Source organism: Schaalia sp. ORNL0103 (assembly GCF_019429565.1).
In the GTDB taxonomy this organism is placed as follows: Bacteria; Actinomycetota; Actinomycetes; order Actinomycetales; family Actinomycetaceae; genus Pauljensenia.
On sequence record NZ_JAHXSA010000003.1, the window covers coordinates 127,144 to 151,751 of the forward strand.

The 24,608-nt window shown below is 66.3% G+C and carries 21 protein-coding genes and 3 tRNA genes; 19 read left to right on the forward strand and 5 right to left on the reverse strand.

The annotated features are described in order from the left end of the window. Positions 1 to 7: 7 nt before the first annotated feature. The 4 genes from nuoN (at position 8) to htpX (ending at position 5,884) form a co-directional block, all read left to right on the forward strand. A complete protein-coding gene (nuoN, locus tag JJJ16_RS09005) occupies positions 8 to 1,561 on the forward strand; it encodes an NADH-quinone oxidoreductase subunit NuoN (protein WP_219752522.1) in 1,554 nt (517 codons plus the stop codon). Further along, complete coding sequence (locus tag JJJ16_RS09010; RefSeq protein ID WP_219752367.1) at positions 1,558 to 2,571, forward strand: polyprenyl synthetase family protein; 1,014 nt, start codon at positions 1,558 to 1,560, stop codon at positions 2,569 to 2,571. Before nuoN ends, JJJ16_RS09010 begins: the two co-directional genes overlap by 4 nt. A 745-nt stretch (positions 2,572 to 3,316) precedes the next feature. Then, positions 3,317 to 4,828: an FAD-dependent oxidoreductase gene (locus JJJ16_RS09015; protein ID WP_219752369.1), complete on the forward strand. Its 1,512-nt coding sequence runs from the start codon at positions 3,317 to 3,319 to the stop codon at positions 4,826 to 4,828. A 180-nt stretch (positions 4,829 to 5,008) separates the two neighbouring features. Next, entirely contained in the window at positions 5,009 to 5,884 is an 876-nt protein-coding gene (gene htpX / locus JJJ16_RS09020) for a zinc metalloprotease HtpX (protein ID WP_219752371.1), read from the forward strand. 64 nt (positions 5,885 to 5,948) lie between these two features. On the opposite strand, the gene JJJ16_RS09025 is transcribed toward htpX, so the two are convergent. Further along, a complete protein-coding gene (locus tag JJJ16_RS09025; protein WP_003792254.1) occupies positions 5,949 to 6,452 on the reverse strand; it encodes a YajQ family cyclic di-GMP-binding protein in 504 nt (167 codons plus the stop codon). Positions 6,453 to 6,550: 98 nt separating this feature from the next. Between JJJ16_RS09025 and JJJ16_RS09030 the strand changes: the two genes are divergently transcribed. The 5 genes from JJJ16_RS09030 to JJJ16_RS09050 all read left to right on the forward strand — a co-directional run bounded on the left by JJJ16_RS09030 (position 6,551) and on the right by JJJ16_RS09050 (position 8,230). After that, positions 6,551 to 6,635 (forward strand) — tRNA-Tyr (locus JJJ16_RS09030). A gap of 91 nt (positions 6,636 to 6,726) precedes the next feature. Then, a tRNA-Thr gene (locus JJJ16_RS09035) sits at positions 6,727 to 6,799 on the forward strand. A gap of 27 nt (positions 6,800 to 6,826) precedes the next feature. After that, positions 6,827 to 6,903 (forward strand) — tRNA-Met (locus JJJ16_RS09040). 54 nt (positions 6,904 to 6,957) lie between these two features. After that, positions 6,958 to 7,128 carry a 50S ribosomal protein L33 gene (rpmG, locus tag JJJ16_RS09045; RefSeq protein ID WP_003792256.1) on the forward strand — a complete coding sequence of 57 codons (171 nt, stop codon included), beginning with the start codon at positions 6,958 to 6,960 and terminating at the stop codon, positions 7,126 to 7,128. An 85-nt stretch (positions 7,129 to 7,213) separates the two neighbouring features. Continuing rightward, positions 7,214 to 8,230 carry a sialidase family protein gene (locus JJJ16_RS09050; protein ID WP_219752373.1) on the forward strand — a complete coding sequence of 339 codons (1,017 nt, stop codon included), beginning with the start codon at positions 7,214 to 7,216 and terminating at the stop codon, positions 8,228 to 8,230. Between the two features lie 59 nt (positions 8,231 to 8,289). Here JJJ16_RS09050 and JJJ16_RS09055 read toward each other — a convergent pair whose 3' ends face one another. Further along, positions 8,290 to 8,949 carry a FadR/GntR family transcriptional regulator gene (locus JJJ16_RS09055; RefSeq protein WP_081445499.1) on the reverse strand — a complete coding sequence of 220 codons (660 nt, stop codon included), beginning with the start codon at positions 8,947 to 8,949 and terminating at the stop codon, positions 8,290 to 8,292. Positions 8,950 to 9,121: 172 nt separating this feature from the next. On the opposite strand from JJJ16_RS09055, the gene JJJ16_RS09060 reads away from it, so the two are divergent. The 10 genes from JJJ16_RS09060 (at position 9,122) to JJJ16_RS09105 (ending at position 20,907) form a co-directional block, all read left to right on the forward strand. Further along, positions 9,122 to 10,696, forward strand: coding sequence for an ABC transporter substrate-binding protein (locus tag JJJ16_RS09060; RefSeq protein ID WP_219752375.1), 1,575 nt, complete (start codon positions 9,122 to 9,124; stop codon positions 10,694 to 10,696). Between the two features lie 118 nt (positions 10,697 to 10,814). Beyond that, positions 10,815 to 11,768, forward strand: a complete 954-nt coding sequence (locus JJJ16_RS09065; protein WP_219752377.1) for an ABC transporter permease — start codon at positions 10,815 to 10,817, stop codon at positions 11,766 to 11,768. Between the two features lie 3 nt (positions 11,769 to 11,771). Further along, a complete protein-coding gene (locus tag JJJ16_RS09070) occupies positions 11,772 to 13,829 on the forward strand; it encodes a dipeptide/oligopeptide/nickel ABC transporter permease/ATP-binding protein (RefSeq protein WP_219752379.1) in 2,058 nt (685 codons plus the stop codon). Next, complete coding sequence (locus JJJ16_RS09075) at positions 13,826 to 14,686, forward strand: ABC transporter ATP-binding protein (protein WP_219752381.1); 861 nt, start codon at positions 13,826 to 13,828, stop codon at positions 14,684 to 14,686. The genes JJJ16_RS09070 and JJJ16_RS09075 overlap by 4 nt, the downstream gene beginning before the upstream one ends. Positions 14,687 to 14,688: 2 nt before the next feature. Further along, the gene (locus tag JJJ16_RS09080; RefSeq protein ID WP_219752383.1) at positions 14,689 to 15,606 is read left to right on the forward strand and encodes a dihydrodipicolinate synthase family protein; all 918 of its coding nucleotides are present in this window, start codon (positions 14,689 to 14,691) and stop codon (positions 15,604 to 15,606) included. Between the two features lie 107 nt (positions 15,607 to 15,713). Next, positions 15,714 to 16,634: an ROK family protein gene (locus JJJ16_RS09085; protein WP_007587549.1), complete on the forward strand. Its 921-nt coding sequence runs from the start codon at positions 15,714 to 15,716 to the stop codon at positions 16,632 to 16,634. Between the two features lie 9 nt (positions 16,635 to 16,643). After that, positions 16,644 to 17,318, forward strand: coding sequence for an N-acetylmannosamine-6-phosphate 2-epimerase (locus JJJ16_RS09090; RefSeq protein ID WP_007587569.1), 675 nt, complete (start codon positions 16,644 to 16,646; stop codon positions 17,316 to 17,318). Between the two features lie 92 nt (positions 17,319 to 17,410). Beyond that, positions 17,411 to 18,652, forward strand: coding sequence for an MFS transporter (locus JJJ16_RS09095; protein WP_219752385.1), 1,242 nt, complete (start codon positions 17,411 to 17,413; stop codon positions 18,650 to 18,652). 120 nt (positions 18,653 to 18,772) lie between these two features. Beyond that, positions 18,773 to 19,762, forward strand: coding sequence for an NADP-dependent oxidoreductase (locus JJJ16_RS09100; RefSeq protein ID WP_219752387.1), 990 nt, complete (start codon positions 18,773 to 18,775; stop codon positions 19,760 to 19,762). After that, complete coding sequence (locus tag JJJ16_RS09105; RefSeq protein WP_264081532.1) at positions 19,759 to 20,907, forward strand: UDP-N-acetylmuramate dehydrogenase; 1,149 nt, start codon at positions 19,759 to 19,761, stop codon at positions 20,905 to 20,907. Before JJJ16_RS09100 ends, JJJ16_RS09105 begins: the two co-directional genes overlap by 4 nt. A 505-nt stretch (positions 20,908 to 21,412) precedes the next feature. Here the strand turns inward: JJJ16_RS09105 and JJJ16_RS09110 are convergent. The 3 genes from JJJ16_RS09110 to JJJ16_RS09120 are packed head-to-tail and all read right to left on the reverse strand — an operon-like array spanning position 21,413 to position 24,510. Beyond that, positions 21,413 to 22,492 carry an adenosine deaminase gene (locus JJJ16_RS09110; RefSeq protein ID WP_219752391.1) on the reverse strand — a complete coding sequence of 360 codons (1,080 nt, stop codon included), beginning with the start codon at positions 22,490 to 22,492 and terminating at the stop codon, positions 21,413 to 21,415. A 3-nt stretch (positions 22,493 to 22,495) separates the two neighbouring features. Further along, a complete protein-coding gene (locus JJJ16_RS09115; protein WP_219752393.1) occupies positions 22,496 to 23,305 on the reverse strand; it encodes an alpha/beta hydrolase in 810 nt (269 codons plus the stop codon). Further along, on the reverse strand, positions 23,305 to 24,510 hold the full coding sequence (locus JJJ16_RS09120; protein ID WP_219752395.1) for a pyridoxal phosphate-dependent aminotransferase: 1,206 nt from the start codon (positions 24,508 to 24,510) through the stop codon (positions 23,305 to 23,307). The genes JJJ16_RS09115 and JJJ16_RS09120 overlap by 1 nt, the downstream gene beginning before the upstream one ends. Positions 24,511 to 24,608 lie beyond the last annotated feature (98 nt).

Genomic DNA, 24,608 nt, shown 5'->3' on the forward strand with positions numbered 1-24,608 from the left:
TCTACCCATGGATAACTTCCAGGCCCCCGAGGTTCACTGGGTGAGCCTCGCGCCTATCCTCATCGTGCTGGGCGGAGCGGTCCTCGGCGTCCTCGTCGAGGCCTTCGCCCCGGCCAAGGCACGCCGTCCCCTCGTGATCGCGCTGTCGATCCTGGCGACCGCCGGCGCGTGCGTCATGCTCGCCCTGCGCTGGATCCCCGTCCTGGAGACCCCGGTGACGCTGGGGGAGTACATGGAGGATCCGCTGACGGTCGCCGCTCAGTCGGCACTCGCCATCATCGGCTTCTTCGCCGTCCTCGTGATGGCCGACCGCACCTCCGTCGGTGACGGCGCGTTCGCCGGCCAGCCCTCGGATCGTCCGGACTCTGCCGCCGAGGAGCTGTCGGAGCGCAAGGGCTACCAGCGCTCCGAGATCTTCCCGCTGACCCTGTTCTCCCTGGGCGGGATGATGATCTTCCCCGCGGCGGACAACTTCGTGACCCTGTTCGTGGCCCTCGAGGTCATGTCGCTGCCCCTGTACATCATGGCTGCCACGGCCCGCCGTCGTCGCCAGCTGTCCTACGAGTCGGCCCTCAAGTACTTCGTGCTCGGTGCCTTCTCCTCGGGCTTCCTGCTCATGGGCTCCGCCTTCCTCTTCGGCTTCTCCAACTCGCTGCGCATCTCTGCGCTGGCCGAGGCCATCTCCGCCCACACCAACATGGAGTGGATGGTCCTCGTGGGCGTGTTCTGCGTGATGGTGGGCCTGCTGTTCAAGGTGGGTGCTGCCCCCTTCCACGCGTGGACCCCCGACGTCTACACGGGCGCCCCGACCCCGGTGACGGGCTTCATGGCTGCCGCCGTGAAGATCGCGGCCTTCGCTGCGATGATCCGCTTCTACACGGTCGCCGCCGCCTACCTGCAGTGGGACTTCCTGTACATCTTCGCGGCCGTGGCGGTCCTGACGATCCTCGTCGGTACCTTCGCCGGCCTCGTACAGGATGACGTCAAGCGACTGCTGGCCTACTCCTCGATCGCCCACGCGGGCTTCATCCTGATGGGGATTCTCGCGATGGAAAAGGGCGGCACGGGCCATGTGTTGTTCTACACGCTCGGTTACGGTCTGGCGACGGTCGGTGCCTTTGGCGTGGTCACGCTCGTGCGCGGCCGCGACGCGGACGGTAATGTCCTGGGCGAGGCGACGAGCCTGCGCAAGTGGGCGGGCATCGGCCGCACCAACCCGTGGCTCGCGGGCGCGATGCTGATCTTCCTGCTGTCGTTTGCGGGCATCCCGCTGACGGGCGGTTTCATTGGTAAGTTCGTGATTTTCTCCGACGCGATCAAGGGCGGCGTGGGCTGGCTCGCGATCGTCGGCCTCGTGGCCTCGGCGATTACCGCGTTCTACTACTTCCGCCTCGTGCGCCTGATGTTCTTCACTGAGCCCAGTGACGAGTCCGTCGTGGTGAAGTCGGAGGGTCTGTCCGCTCTGGCGATCGCCGTGTGCGCGATTGGGACGCTCGCCCTGGGCGTCTTCCCCGGTCCCGTGTTGAGTCTGCTCGAAAAGATCGTCATACTGATTCCGTGAGCGCTCAAACACCCGATCTTCATGTTCCCGACCTCGAGTCCCGTATTACCCCGGGGCTCGAGGTCGTCGAGCGTCGTCTCCTCGACGCTGTCTCCTCGTCTCGCGACCTGACGGACGAGCTGACTCGTCACCTCGCGGTCGCGGGCGGCAAGCGGATGCGTCCGCTGCTCACCCTCGTGTGTGCGCAGCTGGGCGAGCCCGAGCGCGCGCTCGACAAGCAGGTCATCACGGCCGCGACGGCGGTTGAGCTCACGCACCTGGCGTCCCTGTACCACGACGATGTCATGGACTCGGCGCCCACGCGTCGCGGTGTTCCCTCGGCTCAGCACCTGTGGGGCAACAACCGCGCGATTCTGGCCGGCGACATTCTGTTCGCCCGCGCGTCGCTGCTGGTGGCCTCGCTGGGCCCGGAGATGGTCGCGCACCATGCACGCACGTTTGAGCGTCTGTGCGAGGGCCAGCTCAACGAGACCTTCGGTCCGACGGACGGTGCCGATCGCGTGGACTTCTACCTGCAGGTCCTGGCGGATAAGACGGGTTCGCTCGTGTCCACCGCCGCGTCCTTCGGTGCGCTCCTGTCGGGCGCCGGCCAGCTGATGGCGGACGTGGTGAGCGACTTTGGTGAGAAGGTGGGCGTGGCCTTCCAGATCGCCGACGACGTGCTCGACCTGGCGTCTTCGGGCGAGCAATCGGGTAAGACGCCCGGCACCGATCTGCGCGAGGGCGTGGAGACTCTGCCCGTCCTCCTCCTGCGTCGCCGAGAGGCGGCTGGCACGATCGACGAGGCCGGCGCGCGCATCCTGCGCGAGCTGACGGGCGACCTGTCCTCGGACGAGGCCCTGGCGTCGGTCGTCGAGCAGCTGCGCAACCACGATGTGCTGGAGGAGACCCGTGAGCTTGCGCGCACCTGGGCGAACGACGCGGTCGCCGCGCTGGCGCCGCTGCCCAAGGGGGAGGCGAAGACCGCGCTGGAGGCGTTCGCGAACCTCATGGTGGATCGCCTGGTCTGATTGTCGATAACGAGGCCGGGGCTCGGCTGCGCGGGATTGCGTGGCTGGCCCCGGCCTCGTCGTATGTGTATCCCGCGCCCGGGCTCGATGCCGCGCGATTGACGCGCCGCGAGTTGCCCGCTCGGCGGTCCGCCCGCTGTCAGTGCTGCGAGTTGCCCGCTCGGCGGGGCGTCTCGATGGCCCGCCTGGCCCTGCCGTCCCTGTGCCCGGCACCTGTCGGGTCCGTCGACCTCCATTCGGGATGTCCGCATGTGAGCTTGTTACGGATGGTGCTGTGCACCCGATCCGTAGGCATTGCACCCTTTCTGATCGGGTGCACTGCCCCTTAACGGGTGCATAGTCTCACGACCAGTCCTGGTCTTGGTCGGATCTTGTATGGGGCGTGGTCTTGGTTTCCCAACAATGTCGCATGCAATTTCCCGATCAACCTTTTGGGTATTGAAATAGTCTCGTTGTGATTCCAATGTTTCTGGGTGATAAGAAAAATATGGTCAGTCGAATTGCATGCGACTTTTGGGTGGGCAGCGCAGAGGTTGCCTCTGAACCGAACATGGCAAGGCCTTGTACGTGGGGGGAGACTCCCCGGCCCCATGCGTGGGGGAGAGACCGCGCCCCGGCCTCGTCGTATGCCCGGGGCCTTGAGGTGTGTGAGGGGTCTCAGCTAAGGTTGCCCTTGGCAACGGCGCGCTAGACTTAGTGCCCAGGTGCGCGCACACGCGCGCGGTCACGAAGAAGGAGAAATCGGTTGGCACCGCTCAACGTCGCCGTCATCGGCGCTGGTCCCGCTGGCATTTACGCGTCGGACATCCTGTCCAAGTCGGGGCTCGAGGTGAATATCGACCTGTTTGAGCGTCTTCCCGCGCCCTACGGTCTCGTGCGCTACGGCGTCGCTCCGGATCACCCGCGTATCAAGCAGATCATTGTGGCGCTGTACAAGATCCTGCAGCGTGGCGACATCCGCCTGCTCGGCAACGTCGAGGTCGGCCGTGACGTGACGATCGACGACCTGCGTGACCACTACGACGCGATCATCATTGCGACGGGCGCGGACCGTGATCACCCGCTCGACATTCCGGGCGTGGATCTGCCCGAGTCCTACGGCGCCGCCGACTTCGTGTCCTGGTATGACGGCAACCCGGACTACCCGCGCACGTGGCCGCTGAAGGCCCGCGAGGTCGCGGTCCTGGGCGTCGGAAACGTGGCGCTGGACGTGGCTCGCGTCCTGGCTAAGCATGCCGAGGACATGCTCAAGACCGAGGTCCCGGCCAACGTGGCCGAGACCCTGGCCGAGAACCCCATCACCGACGTGCACGTGTTCGGTCGTCGTGGCCCGGCCCAGGTGAAGTTCACGCCGCTGGAGTTGCGCGAGCTGGGCAAGGTGCCGGATGTGGACGTCATCGTCTCGGAAGAGGACTTCGATTTCGACGAGGGCTCGGAGGAGGCGCTGCGCGCGTCGAACCAGCAGCGTCAGGTCGTCAAGACCCTGACGAGCTACGCGATGGCGGATCCGGAGGAGCACACGGCCTCGCGTCGCATTCACATTCACCTGTTCCAGACTCCGGTCGAGGTCGTCGCGGACGAGAACGGCCATGTGAAGGCTCTGCGTACGGAGCGCACCGCCCTGAACGGCGATGGCAGCGTGTCGGGCACGGGCGTCATCACGACGTGGCCCGTGCAGGCCGTGTACCGCGCGGTGGGTTACTACTCCTCGCCGATTCCGGGTCTGCCCTTCGACGAGCGCGCCGGCGTCGTGCCGAACGTTGAGGGCCGCGTCATCGAGGGTGACACCACGAAGGACGAGTCCGCCCCCGTTATCCCGGGCGTGTACGCAACGGGCTGGATCAAGCGCGGCCCTGTCGGCCTCATCGGCTCGACGAAGTCGGACGCCCAGCAGACGATCTCTCACCTCGTCGAGGATGCCTCCGAGGGCCGCCTGCACGCGAACACCGCCGAGGTGGGCCACGAGGCCATGGTGGCGCTCCTGGAGTCCCGTGGCGTCGAGTTCACGACGTGGGAGGGCTGGGAGCTTCTGGACGCCTACGAGCAGGCTCTGGGCGAGGCCTACGGCGAGCTTCCGGGCGGCCGCGGCACGCGCGAGCGCATCAAGGTTGTGTCGCGTCGCGCGATGACGGACATTTCGCGTGGTGCGCAGGTGGATCCGCAGGCGACGGATCTTATCGGCGAGATGGGCGAAATGGGTGTGCCGAGCGCCCCTGAGCGCTTCGATGACTACACGGGTCCGGGCCGCCGTCACTGAGCGTCCCTGATCGTTGCGAGGCCGTGGCCGGGTTTTCCGGTCGCGGCCTCGTTATGTGGGGGAGCGGGGCTGTGGCGGATCTTGGTGCGCCTGGTGGCTGGGGGCGCAGATGGTTGTTTCCCATTGGAGCTTCGGCTGATTCTCAGCAGCTTCCCAGGTAACCCCCATAGGATCGCCGATATGGTGCACCGCAACTATCACAACGGTCTGAAGACGACGCTCCTGCTGGGAGGCATGTGGGCGCTGCTGCTTGCCATTGGCGCGTTGGTTGCTTCGGGAACGGGGCGCATGGTGTGGATTGTTGTGTTTGCGGGCATTGGGCTCGTCCAGACCGCGTACTCGTACTGGAACTCAGCGACGATTGCACTGCGGTCCATGGGTGCGTACCGGGTGACTGAGGCGCAGTACCCGCAGCTGTACGCGATTGTCCGTGAGCTGTCGGCGCGCGCGCAGCAGCCGATGCCGTCGATCTGGGTGGCGCCCTCCTTGACGCCGAATGCCTTTGCGACGGGGCGTAACCCGAACAATGCGGCGGTGTGCTGCACGGAGGGCATCCTGGCTATTCTGAATGAGCGGGAGCTGCGCGGAGTGCTGGGTCATGAGCTGATGCATGTCTACAACCGCGACATCCTGACGACGTCTGTCGCTGCGGCGATGGGCGGTCTGATCACGTCGATCGCGCAGGGACTGCTCTTCTTCGGAGGAGGGAACCGTCGAGAGGGTGGGGGAGTGGGCTTCCTTGGGCTCCTTGCGATGAGCATCATGGCGCCTATTGTGTCGATGCTTATCCAGTTCTCGCTGTCGCGTACGCGTGAGTTCGATGCTGACGAGGATGGCGCGATGTTGACGCAGGACCCGCTGGCTTTGGCCTCGGCTCTGCGCAAGCTGGAGATCGCGACGGATCGCCGTCCGATGGAAGACACCCCGCGCACTCGCAATGTGGCGGCGATGATGATTGCGAACCCGTTCCGCGGCCAGTCCCTCATGCGCATGTTTTCGACGCATCCGCCGATGGAGCAGCGCATTGCGAGACTGGAGAAAATCGCGGGTTATTGAGCCTTGTTCATACGGGGGCGGGCGGCCGGAGTGAACCGGCCGCCCGCCCCCGCACACGCGTTGATCAGCGGTAGTTCACGAACTGGAGGGCGACGTCGAGCTCTTCGCCCTTGGGGCCCTTCAAGAGGGCGATGACAGCCTGCAGGTCGTCACGGGACTTCGAAGAAACGCGAAGTTCGTCACCCTGAATCTGGGCCTTGACGCCCTTGGGGCCTTCCTCACGGATGAGCTTGGAGATCTTCTTGGCGGTGTCCTGGGGGATGCCTTCCTTGAGGGGGCAGGCGAGCTTGAAGAGCTTGCCGGAGGCCTTGGGTTCGCGGTCCTTGTAGTCAAGAACCTTCAGTGACAGGCCGCGGCGGATCAGCTTGGACTGCAGCACGTCGAGGATTGCCATGACGCGGGAGGCGGAGTTCGCCTCCATCGCAATCGTGTCGCCGCTGAGGGTGATGGCGGCGTCGACGCCGCGGAAGTCGTAGCGGTTGGCGATCTCCTTGGCGGTCTGGTTGACGGCGTTGTCGACCTCCTGGCGGTCGAGCTTGGAGACAACGTCGAAGGAGGAGTCTGCCATGGGTGCACCTTTCGTTGGAATTCAGCCAATCATCGTTCCGATTGGCGCTCGGGATCATTTTAATGCTATTCTTTCACGGCACCGCGCGAGCGGCGCATGGCAGGTTACCAAAGCGGCCAAATGGATCTGACTGTAAATCAGACGCTTCGTGCTTCGGGGGTTCGAATCCCTCACCTGCCACCACTCGCTGGTTCCAGTGAGTAACGCCTGTGATGTCATTCTCAGGCTCCGGGATTGCTTCGGCAGTCGGAGATGAGATAGGCTTTCCGGCGTTGCCCCGATAGCTCAGTAGGCAGAGCGTCTCCATGGTAAGGAGAAGGTCAAGGGTTCGATTCCCTTTCGGGGCTCCGGTCGCGGATTTATCCGCTTCCGGCGGCGGGGTAGCTCAGCTGGTCAGAGCGCACGACTCATAATCGTGAGGTCGCGGGTTCGAGCCCCGCCCCCGCTACCAATTCTTTGATCCGACAGGTCGCGTGAGCGACGAAACTAAGCGAGGGAAACAACCGTGGCAAGCAAGTCCCAGGACGTTCGCCCCAAGATCACTCTGGCCTGCTCGGAGTGCAAGGAGCGCAACTACATCACCAAGAAGAACCGTCGTAACACGCCGGATCGTCTCGAGCTGGCGAAGTACTGCCCGCGCTGCCACAAGTCGACGGCGCACCGCGAGACCCGCTGACGGCTTCCGTCTCAAAGCCCCGAGGAACACTGGTTCCCCGGGGTTCTTTGTATCTGGGCAGGAGCCCCTCTGTTATCCTGGGCACATGACTGACTTCGTTGATTTTCGCTGCATCGTCGCCCCGAAGGGCGCGGGCGAGGCGCGTATCCCCGGTCTTGTGACGCTCGCGGACGAGCGCACCGTCCTGTTCTTTGACGAGCGGCCGGCCCCGGCCTCGGGCACGGGATCTGACTTCAACGGGCTGACGATGGCCTCGGATCTGCCGAATCCGAACCGCATCCTGTGGGTGGAGCGCGAGGGGGCGGGACGATGGAGTGAGTCGCGTCCGCTGTCTGCCGGCGGCCCGCCGGTCTCTTCGGATGCGTGTGTCGGCGTGGACGGCGACGGGCTCATGCATCTGGCGTTCGCGTCGACGGATGGGCGCGTGGGCTACATGGACTCTTGCGCGGATGGTGAGCGACTGCGAGCCTGGTGGGCGTGGGGGAGCGGTCCCGATGACCTCGCCTATGTGGACATGACGGACGAGCTCTATGAGCTCACGGGTGCCGACGCGCTGTTTGCGACGTCTGGCGGCACGGTCGCGCTTGATGGGGATGTGGCTCTGCCCTACGTCGTGCGCGCGGGGGATGAGACGCACGTGCGCGTCGTCTACGCCCGCGCGGGTCGCCTCGTCGGTGCGGCGGACCCGCTTGTTGGCAACGGGGGAGTGCTCCTCGACGAGACGACGCTCGGCGTGTGGGACGGGCGCCTCGTTGCGAACTGTCGTATTCAGGGCTTTGAAGGGCGAGGCTCGGGTGCGCGCTACCTCGCGTGGGGAGACGGCCGCACCTGGGAGGGTGGGCGTCTATGGGAGCTCGATGACCCGGGCTGCAACGCGCGCATGATTGGTTCGCTCTTCGTGCACCCCGGGAGGATGGATGCGCGTGCCTGCGGTGAGATCGTGCGCCTGACGCCCCCGTGGGAGGGTGAGGTGCGCGCCGAGGTGGTCGCCTCCTATGGGGAAGGCGCCTTCGGGTATAGCGACGCGACGGTTGACGGGGACGAGGTCGTGGTGGTCTTTGAGCGTGACCGCGGCCTGTGGGAGGCTGCGATTCGTCGCTAAGTGGATACAGAAAACCCGGTGCGCGTGCCCCCACAACGCCCCGGGTTTTTCTGTGTGCTCTAGCGACCTTCGATGATCGCGAGGAGTGGGGCGTAGTGTGCCTCAACGGCGGCGGTGTATGCCTCGAGGTCGCCGGCCTCGCAGGCTCGTAGGATAGCCGCGTGGGCCTCGGCGGTGTCTTCCATCTCCTGGCGCGACGCTGCGGCCAGCTGAGGAGTCACGCTCTGATGGACGAGCCACATGGCGGCCACCAGCTGGTGCATGAGTTCGTTCTCGACGTAGGCGAGGAGGCCGGAGTGGAACGCGATGTCCTGCTCCAAGTAGGTCGAACCTGAGTGCGCGTATTCGGTCATCGCCTCGACGAGCTCCCACAGGTGCGGGTTCGTCGTGCCCTTCATGGCTCGGGTGAGCGGGACCGCGATCCCGAGGTCGAGGGCCCGGCGCGTGTCGATGATTGCGTGCAGGGACTGTGCGCCGTTGATCTCGTCGAGGGCGGCGCGCAGGACGAGGGTCTCGACGAGCGGCTGCATCGACATTTCGCCGACGTAGGATCCAGAACCCTGACGGACGGTTACGATGTCGAGTGCCTGGAGGCGTCGGAGAGCTTCTCGCACGGACGAGCGCGAAACGCCAAGGTCGGCGCATAGTGCCGATTCTGTCGGGAGGCGATCGCCCGGATGTAATCCATGTCGCAAAATGTAGGACTTGATTGCATCCATCGTTACCGAGGATCTTGAGTCAATCTGTGTCGGTACGGGTCGGTTTTGGCTGGTTCCTGGGGGCGATTGTGGTGATATCGCTTGCACTAATTTGTCAGACAACATAGAATTAGTATAGCGAGCGGAACAACAGAACCGCACGTCCCAATTCTCGAAGATGAGGAGCGAGAACATGCGAATGCGCAAACACTTCGCAACTGGCGCTGCACTGACCGCAGCTGCCGCCATGATCCTGACCGCGTGCGGCGGCGGATCGTCCACCAGCACCACGTCGACCGACGGTGGCTCGAAGGCCTCCGAAGGACCGAAGGGTACGATCACCGCCGGTGTCGCCTACGAGACCACCGATTACGGCCCGATCACCACCTCGGCTCTCGGCATGGGTGCGAACTGGCAGGTCCTCGAGGGCCTGTACCGTTTCAACATGGCCGACTACTCCGTCAGCCCCGCGCTGGCCGCCGGTGACCCGGAGAAGATCTCCGACACCGAGTACGAGGTGAAGCTGCGCGACGGCGCGAAGTTCTCCGACGGCACCCCCGTGACCGCCGCCGACTTCGTGGCCTCCTACGAGCGCGCGACCTCCGAGAAGTCGATCTACCGTCAGTTCTTCACCTTCGTCGACTCTGTCGAAGCCAAGGACGACAACACCATTACGATCAAGCTCAAGTACCCCTTCGCCAACCTGAAGGAGCGTTTCGTTAACGTCCGCGTTGTCCCCGCGTCGATGGACGAAGACTCGCTCAAGGCGAAGCCGATCGGTACCGGCCCCTACAAGTACGAGAACATCACGGCGACCGAGATCACCGCTGTTCCGAACGAGAACTACACCGGCAACGAGCCCGCGAAGGTCGCCACCCTCAAGTGGCAGTCCCTCAAGGATGACTCCGCCCGCCTCGCCGCCGCCATCGGTGGCACGGTTGACATCATGGAAGCTGTTCCCGCCTCCGCGCAGGATCAGCTCAAGGGCGCTGGCTGGAACGTTGAGTCCAAGCCCGGCTACGGCAACCCCTTCCTGATGTTCAACACGCAGAAGGCTCCCTTCGACAAGCCCGAGGTTCGCCGCGCGATCCTCAAGGCCGTCGACAAGCAGAAGCTGATCAGCTCCTCGCTTGAGGGTCAGGCCGTTGAGGCGACCTCCTTCCTGCCCGAGGCGAACCCCGCCTACAAGAAGCCCTCCACCGATCTGTCCTACGACAAGGATGCCGCTGCCAAGCTCCTGAGCGACGCTGGCGTCTCCGGCCTCGAGATCAACCTGGTGTCGACGGACCACCCGTGGGTCCTCTCCCTGGTTCCGCAGATCAAGTCCGACCTGGAGGCCCTGGGCCTGAAGGTCAACCACACGCAGATGGCTTCGTCTGACCTCTACGCCAACGTCACCGACGTTGACAACCCCACCTACGACATCGTCCTGGCCCCCGGCGACCCCTCGGTCTTCGGCACCGACCCCGGCATCATCATCTCCTGGTGGAACGGTGACAACGTCTGGACCAAGAAGCGTGACGGCTGGCAGGCCTCGGACCCCGAGTCCTTCAACAAGCTGCAGTCCATCATGGACGAGGCCGTTCAGCTTGACGGTGACGCCGCCAAGGCCAAGTGGGGCGAGGCTCAGGATCTGCTCGCCGAGAAGACCGTGATCTTCCCGCTCGTGTTCCGCAACATGATCACCGGCTCCAACCCCCAGAAGGTGGAAGGATTCCAGGCGATCTCCTCCACCGGCCTGCAGCTGCTGGGTGTGAGCGCTAAGTAAGTCCCCTAGAGGGACCACAAGAGAGGAGGGGTGGAGCCCCGCCCTGAGGCAGACGCCACAGTCGGGCGCCACCCCTCCTTTCTTATTGCCAAAATCCGTTGAAAATGGAGGTCTAGCAGTGAATAACCTTCTGCGACTCATCGGACGACGTTTGGTGGCTCTGCCGATCATGGTGGTCGGCGTGTCCTTCCTCGTCTTCTTCATCATGTCGCTGTCTCCGATCGACCCCGCCTACTCGGCACTGGGCGAGACCGCGACCCCCGAAGCTCTCGAAGAGTACCGTGTGCAGCACGGTCTCAACGATCCCTTCTTCGTTCAGTACGGTCACTACCTGTGGAATATGCTCCACGGTGACCTCGGCACCTACGGCGTTGGCACGTCCAACCACGTGACCGATCTAGTTGCTCAGGCTCTTCCGATTACCCTGCAGCTCACCTTCCTCGGCCTGTTCTTCGCCGTCATCATCGCTTTCCCCCTCGGTGTTCTCGCCGCTCTGTACCGCGACCGCTGGCCCGACCAGGTCATCCGCGTGTTCTCGGTCATCGGCATCGGCACCCCGTCCTTCTGGCTGGCAGCGCTGCTGGTCCTGGGATTTGTTCAGAAGCTTCCGGTCTCCGGCCCGCTGCCTGCGTTCAGCGAAGATCCGAGCGGCTGGTTCCTGCGGATGCTCCTTCCGGCTATCGCCCTGGCGGTTCCCGTCATCGGTCAGATGACGCGAGTCGTGCGTACCTCAATGGTTGAGGAACTGGACCGCGACTACGTCCGCACTGCGGTCGGCGCCGGCATCCCCAAGGGCATCGTCGTGGCCCGCAACGTGCTGCGTAACGCGCTCATCACGCCCGTGACCGTCCTCGGCCTGCGCATCGGCTACCTGATGGGTGGCGCGGTCGTCATCGAAATTATCTTCTCCATCGATGGAATGGGTAAGGCGGTCCTGCTCAAGGGCATCCAGGAAAACTGGGTCACCCTGGTGCAGGGTGGCGCGCTCGTCGTTGCGATCGCGTTCATCGTCGTCAACATCATCGTTGACATGCTCTACCTGCTCATCAATCCGCGTATTAGGTCGGTGTGAGGCATGAATCAGAAAGAAAAGCTCGGCAAGGTCACCGCGAAGGGCGCGCGTTTCTCGCGTATCGGTGCGATGTCCACCGGATCGAAGATCGCGATGGGCATCCTTGCCCTCATCGTCCTCGTCTCGATCCTGGCGCCCTACGTTTCTCCCTACGGTCCCGATGAAATCTTCGACAAGTGGAGCGCCCCGTCCGGCGAGCACCTGTTCGGAACCGACCACGTCGGCCGTGACATCTTCGCTCGCGTCCTGTACGGCGGACGTTTCTCGCTGATGATCGGTCTGTGCTCGACCCTGATCGCCCTCTTCTTCGGCGCGATCATCGGCTCGATCGCAGCGGTCGTGCGCAAGTCCTTCTCCGAAGCGATCATGCGCGTCATGGACATCGTGATGGCGGTGCCCGGTATCGCCATGGCGGCTGTCTCTGTCCTGGTCTTCGGGCGCACGCTGTCCAAGTCCGGCAACACCTTCGGCCTGGTCGTCGTCATCATCTGCTCGATCGCTTTTGTCTACATCCCGCAGCTGTCGCGCATCGTTCGCGCGAACGTGATGGCCGCCTACGGTGAAGACTACGTCCGCGCGGTGATCGTCTCCGGCGCCCGCGCCCCCTGGATCCTTACCAAGCACGTCATGCGCAACACGGCCGCCCCGGTCCTCGTGTTCGCGACCGTGCTCGTGGCCGACGCGATCATCCTCGAGGCCTCCCTGACCTTCATCGGTTCGGGCCTCCAGGCGACCACCGTGGCCACGTGGGGCAACGTCCTGTCCGAGGCCTCGTCGAACCTGTCGGTTCTGCTGGGCAAGTGGTGGACCGCGTTCTTCCCGGGCCTGTTCATCATGATCACGGTCCTGTGCCTCAACATTCTGTCTGAGGGCATCACCGACGCCATGGTGGCGGCTCCCGCTTCTGCGGCCGTCGCTCAGGTCGACGAGGACACCGACCGCGAGGCCGACCAGCTTCTGCTCGACCCGCGTCGCGCCTACGCTGAGCAGGCCGAGTCCCTGCAGGTCCGCCTCGACGACCTCAAGTCCGTCGAGGAGAAGCGCACCGACCGCTTCGAGGCTTCGTTCGAGAAGACACCGCTGCTTGAGGTCAACGACCTGTGCATCAAGTTCGAGCGTCACGGCAACGTCAACGTCGTCGACCACGTCTCCTTCAAGGTCCGCCCCGGCGAGACCATGGGCCTCGTGGGCGAGTCCGGCTGCGGTAAGTCGATCACGGCCCTGACCATCATGGGCCTCATCGACCCCAAGGCTGAGATCACGGGTGAAATCCTCTACCAGGGTGAGAACCTGCTCGAGAAGTCGGCCGAGGAACGCCGCGCGCTGCTCGGTCACGAGATGGCCATGATCTACCAGGACGCCCTGTCGTCCCTGAACCCCGCCATGCTGATCAGGGATCAGATGAAGCAGCTGACCAGGCGCGGTGGTACCCGCAGCGCCGAGGAACTCCTCTGGCTCGTGGGCCTGGATCCCAAGCGCACCCTCGAGTCCTACCCGCACGAGCTCTCGGGCGGCCAGCGTCAGCGCGTTCTCATCGCCATGGCCCTGACCCGCGACCCGAAGCTCATCATCGCGGACGAGCCGACCACCGCCCTGGACGTCACCGTCCAGAAGCAGGTCATCGCACTGCTCAACGAGCTGCGCGAGAAGCTCGGCTTCGCCATGATCTTCGTGTCCCACGACCTGGCGCTCGTCGCCGAGGTGGCACACCACATCACCGTCATGTACGCCGGCCAGGTCATCGAGCAGGCCCCCACCAAGGAACTGCTCACGCACCCGACCCACGAGTACACGCGCGGCCTGCTGGGCGCCGTCCTCTCGATCGAGTCCGGCTCCGGCCGACTCCACCAGGTCCCTGGCACGGTGCCCTCGCCTCGCGACTTCCCCGTGGGCGACCGCTTCGCCCCCAGGTCTTCGCACCCCGATTACGGACTGGACATCCGCCCGGTCCTCACCGAGGTCGGTCCCGAGCACGTGTACGCGGCTCTCCCGCCCCGCGAGGAGGTTCTCGTGGCGAGCGAGACCGTCATCATCGAAGAAGGTCAGGAGGACGCGCGATGAGCCCCGAAACTCTGATTGTTGAAACCGAGACGGTGATCGAGACACCCGAACCCCCGATCATCGAACTGAAGAACGTCGAGGTGACCTTCACCTCGCGTACCGGCTCCCTGTTCAAGCCCAACAAGGTCTACGCGGTGCGTGGCGTCAACATGCGCATCGAGCGCGGACAGACGCTCGGCATCGTCGGCGAGTCCGGCTGTGGCAAGTCCACGACCGCGAACGTCATGTGTGGCCTGCAGATGCCGACGAAGGGACAGGTGTTCTTCAACGGCAAGGAGGTCACGAAGCGTAGCGCCGCCGCCCGCCGGGAGATCGGTCGCGTCGTCTCCGTGGTCTTCCAGGACCCCGCGACGGCCCTGAACCCCCGTATGCACGTCCAGGATCAGCTCGCTGACCCGCTGCGTGTGCACGGCATCGGCAACGAGGTCTCGCGAGCTAAGCGTGTGCGCGAACTGATCTCGCTCGTCGGCTTGCCGTCGAGCGCGCTCGACGCGCTTCCCGGACAGCTCTCGGGTGGCCAGCGCCAGCGCGTGGCCATCGCCCGAGCCCTGTCCATCGGCCCTGATGCGATCATCGCAGACGAGCCCACCTCCGCACTCGACGTGTCGGTGCGAGCACAGATCCTGAACCTGCTCACGGACCTCAAGAAGGAACTGGGCCTGGCGATGGTCTTTATCTCGCACGATATTCAGACCGTGCGCTACGTGTCTGACCGGATCGCCGTCATGAACGGCGGCAAGGTCGTCGAAGAAGGGCCGGCCGCACAGCTGCTCGCCGACCCGGAGGACCCCTACACCCGCAAGCTCCTGGGCGCTGCGCCCTCGCTGCTGCACCCCAACCTCGAAGGAGAGATGTAATTATGTCTTCGAAGATCCGCGGCGTCGTGCCGCCCCTGGCCATTCCGCTCAAGGACGGCGAGCTCGACGTCCCCTCGCTCGAGCGTCACATCAACCGCCTGATCGAGGCCGGCCTCGACGGCCTGTTCGTGTCCGGCTCCACCGGTGAGGTCGCCTTCTCGACCGCCGAGCGTCGCGCCCAGATCCAGCGCGAAGCCGTGCGCATCGTCGACGGCCGCATCCCGCTCCTGGTCGGCGTCATTGACACCGAGACCGAGCGCGTCATCGAGAACATCAAGGCCGTGGAAGAGATCGGCGGCGCCACCGGCGTCGTCGCGACCGCCCCGTTCTACGCCCTCGGCGGCGAGACCGAGGTCGAGCGCCACTTCCGCCTCCTCAAGGAGAACACCAGCCTCGAGCTGTGGGCCTACGACATCCCCGTGTGCGTGCACACGAAGCTGTCGCCCGACCTGCTCATGCGCCTGGGCCGCGATGGCATCATCGATGGCGTCAAGGACTCCTCCGGCGACGACGTCGCGTTCCGCTGGCTGTGCCTGGCGAACAAGGCCGCCGGCCACCCGATGCAGCTGCTCACCGGCCACGAGGTTGTCGTTGACGGCGCCTACATGTCCGGCGCGGACGGCTCCGTGCCCGGCCTGGCCAACGTGGACCCCGAGGGCTACGTGCGCCAGTGGCAGGCCTACGAGCGCCGCGACTGGGAGGCCGTGCGCACCGAGCAGGACCGCCTCGCGGAGCTCATGCGCATCGTCCAGGTGAAGGGCGTGCAGGGCTTCGGTGCGGGCGTCGGCGCCTTCAAGGCTGCCCTGCACCTGCTCGGCGTCTTCGATTCGCCTGAGATGCCGCGCCCCGTTGCCGCCATCGAGGGCGACAACATGGAGCATGTCGCGTCCGTGCTGCGCGCGGTCGACCTGCTCTCCTGATACGTCGACGAGGCCGGGGCAGTTCCGTTCCGCATATTGCGCGCCTTCGGGCGCGCGCCCCGGCCTCGTCGATTTTCTTATACCCCTGACTTTTCGTAAGGATCCTCATGACTACGCTCCTTGCCCTCGACATCGGTGGCACCAAGGTCGGGTGGGGCATCGTCGAGGCCGGTGACACCTACGAGGTCACCGAGCGCGGATCGATCCCCACCGACGCGATGCGCGGCGGAGCGGACGTGGCGGCTCGCATCTGTGACCTCGCTTCGTCCCTGGTCGCTTCTCACCCGCAGGTCGCGGGTGTCGCCGTCGCCAGCGCCGGCGTCGTCGACCCGTCGACCGGCGACATCGTCTCCGCCACGGGCACGATGCCCGGCTGGGGAGGCACGCCCCTGGGCGCTCTGCTGCAGGAGGCAACCGGCCTGAAGGTGCGCGTCCTCAACGACGTGCACGCGCACGGCCTGGGCGAGGCCACGCTCGGCGCCGGCCAGCCCTACCGCACCGTCCTGTCGATCGCCGTCGGTACCGGCATCGGCGGCGCCCTCGTCGAAGACCGCCAGGTCTCCTTCGGGTCGCGCGGCATCGCCGGACACGTGGGCCACATCCACCACCACTTCGCCCCCGACATGACGTGCTCGTGCGGCCGCAAGGGACACATCGAGTCCTTCTGCTCCGGCTCGGGCATCACGGCCTGGTACGACTCGCTGCGCGGCGAGTCCGACCCTGAGGTCGACGGTGGGCGCGCCCTGCAGGAGCTTGCCGAATCCGGCAACGCCCTAGCTGCCGCCTGCTTCTCCCGCTCCGCGTTCGCGCTCGGCGAGGCCACGGCCTCGTTGGTCAACTGCGTGGACCCGGCCGTCGTCATCCTATCCGGGTCCATGACCCGCTCCGGGGACATCTGGTGGGACGCCCTGCGCGAAGGCTTCGCGGCCTCCGCGATGACGCCCGTCGCCGACACCCCCATCCTCGTTGGTTCCCTGGGCGGCGACGCGCCGCTGCTCGGAGCCGTTTCCTTCTTCCTGCACGCATAGGAGTTCACCATGCACCCGCTCATTGCAAACCTGAAGGGCAAGCTCATCGTCTCCGTCCAGGCGTACCCGGGCGAGCCCATGCGCCACCCCGAGACCATGGCGCAGATTGCCCGCGCCGCCGAGATCGGTGGCGCCGCCGCCATCCGCTGCCAGGGCCTGTCCGACATTTCCGCGATCAAGGGCCGCGTCGACGTGCCTGTGATCGGCCTGTGGAAGGAAGGCCACGAGGGCGTGTACATCACCCCCTCGCTGCGCCATGCCCGCGCCTGCGTTATGGCCGGCTCCGACATCGTCGCCCTGGATGCGACGGGCCGCCCGCGCCTGGATGGTCTGAGCTTCGCCGAGACCGTTGCGGCTCTGCGCGAGGACGGCACCCTCGTCATGGCTGACTGCGGCTCTTTTGAGGACGCCCAGCGTGCCGTCGACGCCGGCGTGGACATCGTGTCCACGACCCTGGCCGGCTACACGGGCGACCGCGTCAAGACCGATGGCCCCGACCTGGAGCTGCTGCGAGAGGTTGTCGCCGCGTTCCCGGATGTCCCCGTGATCTGCGAGGGCCGCGTTCACACGCCCGAGCAGGCCGCTGCCGCCATCGAGGCCGGTGCGTTCGCCGTCATCGTCGGCACCGCCATCACGCACCCCACGTCGATCACGACGTGGTTCAAGGCTGCCGTGGAAGGCTGATCCTTTCGCTGATGCTACAGTGCGCGGGCGGGTGATCAACACCCGCCCGCGCACTGCGTTTTTCACCCGGGAATGCGCGTATATTACCCACCATGTCTGTCCCGTACTCTCGCGCTCACGCCGCCCTTCGCGCTACCGGTATCGTCTACGTGTGCCTCGGTTTCGGTACCTCCGCGTGGCTCTCGCGCCTGCCCGACGTGCGCGATGACCTCGGGCTGACTCCTGCGACGATCGGCACGATGCTGCTCATCGCCTCCCTCGGCTCCTTGCTGACCCTGCCGACCTCCGGTCCGATCGTGACCAAGATCGGCGCGCGGGCCTCGGGCCGCATCGGCGTGCTCATCTGGGCTCTCGGCATCGTCTGCGCGGGTATCGGTGCACTCAACGTGTCGATCCCCCTGGCTACTCTTGGCCTCGTGCTGCTTGCCGCGGGCAACGGCCTGTGGGGCGCCACCATGAACATCGAGGCGGGTCTCGTGCAGGCGGCCGTGCGCCGCACCGTCGTGCCCATCATCCAGGCGATGTACGCGGTCGGCATGCTGGGAGGCGCGCTCCTCGGTGCGCTCGCCGCCCAGATGGGGCTGCCCCTCGGAGCCCACCTCTTCGGCCTGGCGGCCCTCGAGCTCCTCGCCTGCGGCACTGCCGTCGGCTTCTACCTGACGAAGGGGGAGGTCGCGGCCCTCGCGCCCGCTCAGGACAAGGGCGAGGGGGACAAGGCCTCGTCGAACAAGGCGAAGGGCCTCACCCGGGTTGCTTGGCGCGAGAAGCAGACCGTGCTCATCGCCCTCATGGTCATGAGCGCGGGCCTCATGGAGGGCGCGGCGAACGACTGGCTCAACCTGTCGATGGTTGACGGCTACGGATACTCGACGGCGGCGGCGTCCGCGGCCTTCGCGTTCTTCCTGCTCATGATGACGATCGTGCGTTTCGCCTCCCCGCGTCTCGAGGCCCGCCTGGGCTCGCCCATGCTGCTGCGCATCACCTTTACCGGCGCGGTCGTGGGCCTGCTGCTCGTGGCATTCGCGCCGCACCACCTGTTCGCGGTCGCGGGCATCGCCCTGTGGGGCATCGGATCGGCCCTCGGCTTCCCCCTGGGCATTTCGGCGCTCTCCGTCGACCCCGTGATGACGCCCGCGCGCGTCTCGGTGCTCTCGACCGTCAACTACGGCGCTGCCCTCATCGGCCCGCCGCTCCTCGGCCTCATCGCCGACCACATCGGTTACCACCGAGCGCTCGCCTTCGTGGCCCTGCCGGTCCTCCTCGCGATCGTGCTCGCCGGGCAGGTGCCCGACCGCCGCGGGACGAAGCGCACGGACCTCGCCTTCGGCGACTAGGCAGGCCGCGTATCCGGCTTGTCCTTGTGCCTTTCGTCGTCGACTTGGTCGGCGTATCCTGGTGGGCAGGAACGCCTGTGACGTGGCGCTCCATGTCGCTTTGACGAGAGAAGAAGAATCATGGCGCGAATCATCGGATACCGCCGTTTCGGAGGCGTCGAGGTCCTCGAGGAAGGCTCGGTGTCACTCCCCGTGCCTGGAGAGGGACAGGTGCTCGTCACCGTGCGAGCCGCCGGCATCAACCCCGTTGACTACAAGCTCTTCGGCGGATTGACGAGGCCCCTTGAGGTCCTCCGCACGATCGTTCACCCCGGCCGTTGGTTCGCTCGCGGGGCGGAACGGCCGCTACGGGGCGTGGGACAGGATTTTGCCGGCGTCGTGACGGCCGTTGGCCCGGGCGTGACCAACGTAGGGGTGGGCGACGAGGTCATCGGTCTCCTGCGCGCCGCCCCCTGGCAGGTGCGCGAATACGGTTCGCTCGCGACCCAACTCGTTATTTCCGCCGACAACGTCGTATCCAAGCCCGCCTCCATGAGCTTCGACGTCGCCGGAGGGCTGGGCGTGGCCGCGCAGACCGCGATGGGTGCCATGCGCAGTGTGAAGGCCGACGCGGGTGACGTCATCGTGGTCGCTGCGGCCGCCGGAGGAGTGGGAGGCCTCGTCACGCAGCTGGCTGTCACCCGCGGTGCGACCGTCATCGGTGTCGCCGGTCCCTCGAACGCCGACTACCTGCGTTCTCTCGGCGCGATTCCCGTCTCCTACGGCGAAGGCATCGAGCAACGCATCAAGGACGCGGTGCCCTCACCCGTCACTGCCTTCATCGACTGCTTTGGCGGCTACGCGTCACTCGCCCACAGCCTCGGCGTTCCGGGTGAGCGCGTGGGAACGCTCGTCCCGACGCCCGCAATCGCCCTGCGTCGCGCGCGCTTTACCGGTGGGCGGGACGGGAAGATCGCCGACATCGCGACGGTTGCTGGCCTTATTGACCGTGGGACAGTGAGCCTGACCATCGCGGGTACCTACCCGTTCGAGCTGGAGCAGGTGCGCGCCGCCTACAGCGAGCTGATGAGCGGCCACGTGCGTGGCAAGATCGTCATCATGATGGACTGAGTCCGTCGCGCCCCGGGGTTAGGCCGAACGCGCGCCGTGCGACTAGGCTTAGGGGCATGACGACCCTTGCTGATCTGACGACCCTGCGCGTGGGCGGCCCCATCGCCACCTACGTGCGCGTTTCTACGACTGACGCCCTCGTTGAGGCTGTCGCAGCAGCCGATGCCGCTGGCGGCCCGCTCCTCGTCGTGGGCGGAGGGTCGAACCTGCTGGCCTCCGACGCCCCCTTCGAGGGCACGGTCGTCGACGTGCAACCCTTCGATGAGGTTGCCTCCATCATCCACGAGGACCCCGCCGGATCCGTCGTCGTGCGCGCCGGCGCGGGCACGGTCTGGGACGCTTTCGTCTCCTGGACGCTGTCTGAGGGCCTGTCCGGCCTCGAGGCGCTCTCCGGCATCCCCGGCACCGTCGGCGCATCCCCAGTGCAGAACGTGGGCGCCTACGGCCACGAGGTCTCCGAGACCATCGAGAGCGTCGAGGCCTACGATCGCCTGACGGGCATCGTTGTGCGCCTGCTGCCCTCCGACCTTGGCTTCGCCTACCGCTCCTCGGCGATCAAGCGCAGCGTCGGCGAGCCCGGCCTGGGCGACCGTCCCTGGGGCCCCACCGGCCGCTGGGTGGTCCTCTCCGTCGACTTCCGCCTCGAGCGCTCGGCCCTCAGCGCCCCCGTCATGTACGCCGAGCTGGCGCGCCGCCTCGGCGTCGAGGCCGGGGAGCGCGCCGACGCGTCCCTGGTCCGCTCCACCGTCCTGGATCTACGCAGCGGCAAGGGCATGGTCCTGGATGCGGACGATCACGACACGTGGAGTGCCGGTTCCTTCTTCACGAACCCGATCCTGCCCGAGGCCGTGGCCGCCTCCCTGCCCGAGGACACGCCTCGCTTTAGTGCGGGGGAGGGCCTCGTCAAGACGAGCGCGGCCTGGCTCATCGACCACGCGGGCTGTGGCAAGGGCTTCCACCTGCCCGAGGCCGGGGATCCGCCGCGTGCGTCCCTGTCCACCAAGCACGTGCTGGCCCTGACGAACCGCGGCGGTGCGACGGGTGCCGACATCGAGGCCCTGGCCCGAGCCGTGTGCGAGCGAGTCTTTGAGGGATTTGGCGTGCCCCTGGTGCCTGAGCCGGTCACGGTCGGCATCGCCTGGTAGGGGGTTGCCTGATCCGGTCACGGTCGGCAGCGCCTCGTAGCGAATCGCCCGATCCTCTCCTCGCCTGTCGTTGGCCGGGTAGCGGCGCGGCCGGTCCGACGCCGGCTGCGTTCGCTCTCTGAAGCGTCACGATCTGGATAGGTTGTCACGATCCGGATAGGTTATGCGCATCTGGATAGGTTAATAACCTATCCGGATCTTCGTAACCTATCCGGATCTTCGTAACCTATCCAGATCTTCGTAACCTATCCAGATCTTCGTAACCTATCCGCATGCGAGCCGTCGGTCGCCAAGGCTTGTGCCTCCCCAAATTTCGCACGTAATTCCCCGGAGCGTGTTTTGAAGCATGCCCTGAAAACCGCGGAATATCAACGATCTGATTTCAAAGTTTAAAAAGTTGATATGGGAATTACGTGCGACATTTTGGGGTAAACGTGCCGAATCGTGAGAATCGTGAGGGCGGTGAGCAACAGCTGCTGCGCGGGCGTAGCCTCGCGCCGCAGCGCTACACCGCAGGCGCCGCGAGCCACGCGTCAATATCAGCCTTCCAGGCCGCCTTGCGCGAGGGCGAGGCCAGTGATGCCTCGATAGAGGACCGCGCCAGGTCGGCCAGGGCCTCGTCGGACAGCCCGAACACGTCGCGCGCGACCTCGTACTGGGCGACCAAGCGTGAGCGGAACAGCAGCGGGTCATCGGCAGCCAGCGCGATACGAGCCCCCGCCGAGAGCAGCGTCGGCAGCGGCACTTGCGAAAAGTCCGTGTAGACCCCCAGGTGCACGTTTGACGTCGGGCACACCTCCAGGGCGATACCCGCATCCACGACGGCCTTCAGCAGATCCGGGTCCTCGCTGGTGCGCACCCCGTGCCCGAGGCGGGCGGGTGCCAGAGCGGACACAACCTCGCGTACGGAGGATGGGCCCAGGAGCTCACCGCCGTGCGGAACACCCACGAGCCCCGCGCGGCGCGCGATGCGGAACGCCGGAGCAAACGACGCCGTGGAGCCCACGCGCTCGTCGTTCGACAGGCCAAAACCAACGACCTCGCCGGGACCATCTCCAGCAAACGAGGCGGCCAGGCGCGCGAGTGTGCGCGCGTCCAGCGGGTGTTTCATGCGTGACGCCGCGACGATCACCCCGATGTCGACGCCGGTATCGCGCGAGGCCAGGCGGGCCTCGTCGATGATGATTTCCAGGGCCGGGGTGATACCCCCGACGTAGGGTGCGTAGGACGTGGGGTCGGCCTGAATCTCCATGCGCACCGAGCCCTCGGCGGCGTCGTCCTCGGCGGCCTCGCGGATGAGGCGGCGCATCGCGGCCTCGGAGCGCACGAGGTGACGCGCGGAGTCGTAGGCGCGTTGGAAACGGAACCACCCGCGCCCGTCGGCCGGCATGGAGGCCGCGTCGATGTGCAGCAGGTGAGGAGGCAGGCGCACGCCCTGCGTGCGCGCCATCTCGACCATGGTCGTAGGCCGCATGGCACCCGTGAAATGCAGGTGCAGGTGAGCCTTGGGGAGGGCGGCGAGGTCACGCCTGCCCGGTGGGGTGGGGCGCGGAGCCGTCAGGTTAGGGACAGCGGGCGCTTCCACGGCCTAGTGCTCCCCGAGCCAGATGATGATGTCGCGGATCAGGCCGGGACCCTCGGGTTCGTTGAGGAGCTCGTGGTAGGCACCGTCGACGATGCGCAGGTGGATGTCGGCATCCGGGTGCGCCGCGCGCGCACCGCGCACGAGCTCGCGCGAACCGCGCAGGTCCGCCATCAGGTCGCTCGAGCCGTGCATGACGAGTGTCGGTGAGGCCAGGCGGCCGGCGCGCGCGATGACCTCGTCGCCCTGAATGATCATGGTCGCGCCCGTCAGGATCGGCACGCCGCCCTTGTAGGTCAGCGGGTCCGCGTCGAAGTCGCGCTGGACCTGCGGGTCGCGCGATAGGGGAGAGACCTCCATGTCGGACGCGCCCTTCGCCACGACGAGGCCGGGGCGTAGCCGGGCGATCGGCAGCAGCCTGCGCGCCTGGGACGGGGAGACGTGGGGGAGGGGGCGCAGCGCGGGCGCGGACAGGACCGTGCCGCGCAGCCGCGTCGGGTCGAGGATCGTGGAGGCGGCCGCGATGATGCCGCCCATCGAGTGTCCGAACAGGAACAGGTCCGGCGTGCGCGCGTGTGCGAGGGCCGCCCGGCGCGCGTCACCGAAGTCGCGGATCAGCGCGCCCACGTCCACGCGGGCGCGGGGACCCTCGGAGGTCCCGTGGCCCGCGTGGTCGTAGTAGGCGACATCGTAACCGGCGCGGGTGAGCGCGGAGCGCAGGTGGGCGTAGCGCCCGCAGTGTTCCGCGTACCCGTGGGCGATGAGGACCGTCCCGAGGGGGGCCTCCCGCGCTGTCCGTTCGAACGAGACGTGCATCAGGCGAAGAGCTCCTGCACGCGGGTGATGCCCTCGACGAGATCATCGTCGGCCAGGGCGTAGGAGAAGCGCAGGAAGCCGGAGGGGCCGAAGGCCTCGCCCGGGACCGCCGCGACCTCGACCTCGTCGAGGATCAGGTCGGCGAGCTCACCCGACGTATTGGCCACGCGGCCGCGGATCTCGCGACCCAGCAGACGCTCGACGGAGGGGTAGACGTAGAACGCGCCCTTGGGGGTGGGAACGTCGAAGCCGTCGATCTGGCGCAGCATGTCAACGATGAGGCGGCGGCGACGGTCGAAGGCGACGCGCATCTCGTCCACAGCGTCCAGGGAACCCGAGACAGCGGCGCGCGCGGCCTCCTGGGCGATGTTGTTGACGTTGGAGGTCAGGTGCGACTGGAAGGACAGCGCGGCCTTGATGACGTCGGAGGGGCCGATCATCCAGCCCACTCGCCAGCCGGTCATCGCGTAGGTCTTGGCCACGCCGTTGAGGATAACGGCCTGGTCGGCCAGCTCGGGCACCAGCTTGACGATGTGCGCGCTCTGCGCGTCCTCGTACAGCAGGTGCTCGTAGATCTCATCCGAGATGACCCAGATGCCGTGCTCGAGGGCCCACTGGCCGATCGCGGTCAGCTCCTCGGGCGTGTAGACGCTGCCCGTCGGGTTGGACGGCGAGCACATGAGGAGCACCTTCGTGCGTTCGGTGCGCGCGGCCTCGAGCTGCTCGACGGTCACCTTGTAGTCCTGGTCGGCGCCCGCGAACACCTCGACGGGGGTCGCGCCGGCGAGCTTGACGACCTCGGGGTACGTGGTCCAGTACGGGGTCGGCAGGATCGCCTCGTCGCCGGGGCCCAGCAGCGCGGCGAAAGCCTGGAAGACGGCCTGCTTGCCGCCGTTGGTGACGACGATGTCGGCGGGGGAGACCTCGTAGCCGGAGTCGCGCAGGGTCTTTTCTGCGATGGCCTCGCGCAGCGCGGGCAGGCCGGCAGCGGGCGTGTAGCGGTGCATCGCGGGGTTGCGCGCGGCCTTGACGGCGGCCTCGACAATGTAGTCGGGCGTGGCGAAGTCGGGTTCGCCGGCGCCGAAGCCGATCACCGGACGGCCGGCGGCCTTGAGGGCCTTGGCCTTCGCGTCCACGGCCAGGGTCGCGGACGGGGTGATGGCGTTGAAACGATCAGAGACACGGGTGCGAGGAGTATTGGTCACCCCTCCATGGTCCCACGTCGCGCGCGCGTGTGGCGGAGAGCGCACACGATACGTGCGTGGGCTACCTCTCATTTGCGAGGTCGGGGCTGGTATTACGC

Bases quoted from the DNA above. Each gene is read 5' to 3' on its own strand.
- nuoN (WP_219752522.1), top strand. From the start codon at position 8: ATGGATAACTTCCAGGCCCCCGAGGTTCACTGGGTGAGCCTCGCGCCT.
- htpX (WP_219752371.1), top strand. From the start codon at position 5,009: ATGGTGCACCGCAACTATCACAACGGTCTGAAGACGACGCTCCTGCTG.
- JJJ16_RS09025 (WP_003792254.1), bottom strand. From the start codon at position 6,452: ATGGCAGACTCCTCCTTCGACGTTGTCTCCAAGCTCGACCGCCAGGAG.
- JJJ16_RS09050 (WP_219752373.1), top strand. From the start codon at position 7,214: ATGACTGACTTCGTTGATTTTCGCTGCATCGTCGCCCCGAAGGGCGCG.
- JJJ16_RS09055 (WP_081445499.1), bottom strand. From the start codon at position 8,949: ATGGATGCAATCAAGTCCTACATTTTGCGACATGGATTACATCCGGGC.
- JJJ16_RS09060 (WP_219752375.1), top strand. From the start codon at position 9,122: ATGCGAATGCGCAAACACTTCGCAACTGGCGCTGCACTGACCGCAGCT.
- JJJ16_RS09070 (WP_219752379.1), top strand. From the start codon at position 11,772: ATGAATCAGAAAGAAAAGCTCGGCAAGGTCACCGCGAAGGGCGCGCGT.
- JJJ16_RS09075 (WP_219752381.1), top strand. From the start codon at position 13,826: ATGAGCCCCGAAACTCTGATTGTTGAAACCGAGACGGTGATCGAGACA.
- JJJ16_RS09080 (WP_219752383.1), top strand. From the start codon at position 14,689: ATGTCTTCGAAGATCCGCGGCGTCGTGCCGCCCCTGGCCATTCCGCTC.
- JJJ16_RS09085 (WP_007587549.1), top strand. From the start codon at position 15,714: ATGACTACGCTCCTTGCCCTCGACATCGGTGGCACCAAGGTCGGGTGG.
- JJJ16_RS09090 (WP_007587569.1), top strand. From the start codon at position 16,644: ATGCACCCGCTCATTGCAAACCTGAAGGGCAAGCTCATCGTCTCCGTC.
- JJJ16_RS09095 (WP_219752385.1), top strand. From the start codon at position 17,411: ATGTCTGTCCCGTACTCTCGCGCTCACGCCGCCCTTCGCGCTACCGGT.
- JJJ16_RS09100 (WP_219752387.1), top strand. From the start codon at position 18,773: ATGGCGCGAATCATCGGATACCGCCGTTTCGGAGGCGTCGAGGTCCTC.
- JJJ16_RS09115 (WP_219752393.1), bottom strand. From the start codon at position 23,305: ATGCACGTCTCGTTCGAACGGACAGCGCGGGAGGCCCCCCTCGGGACG.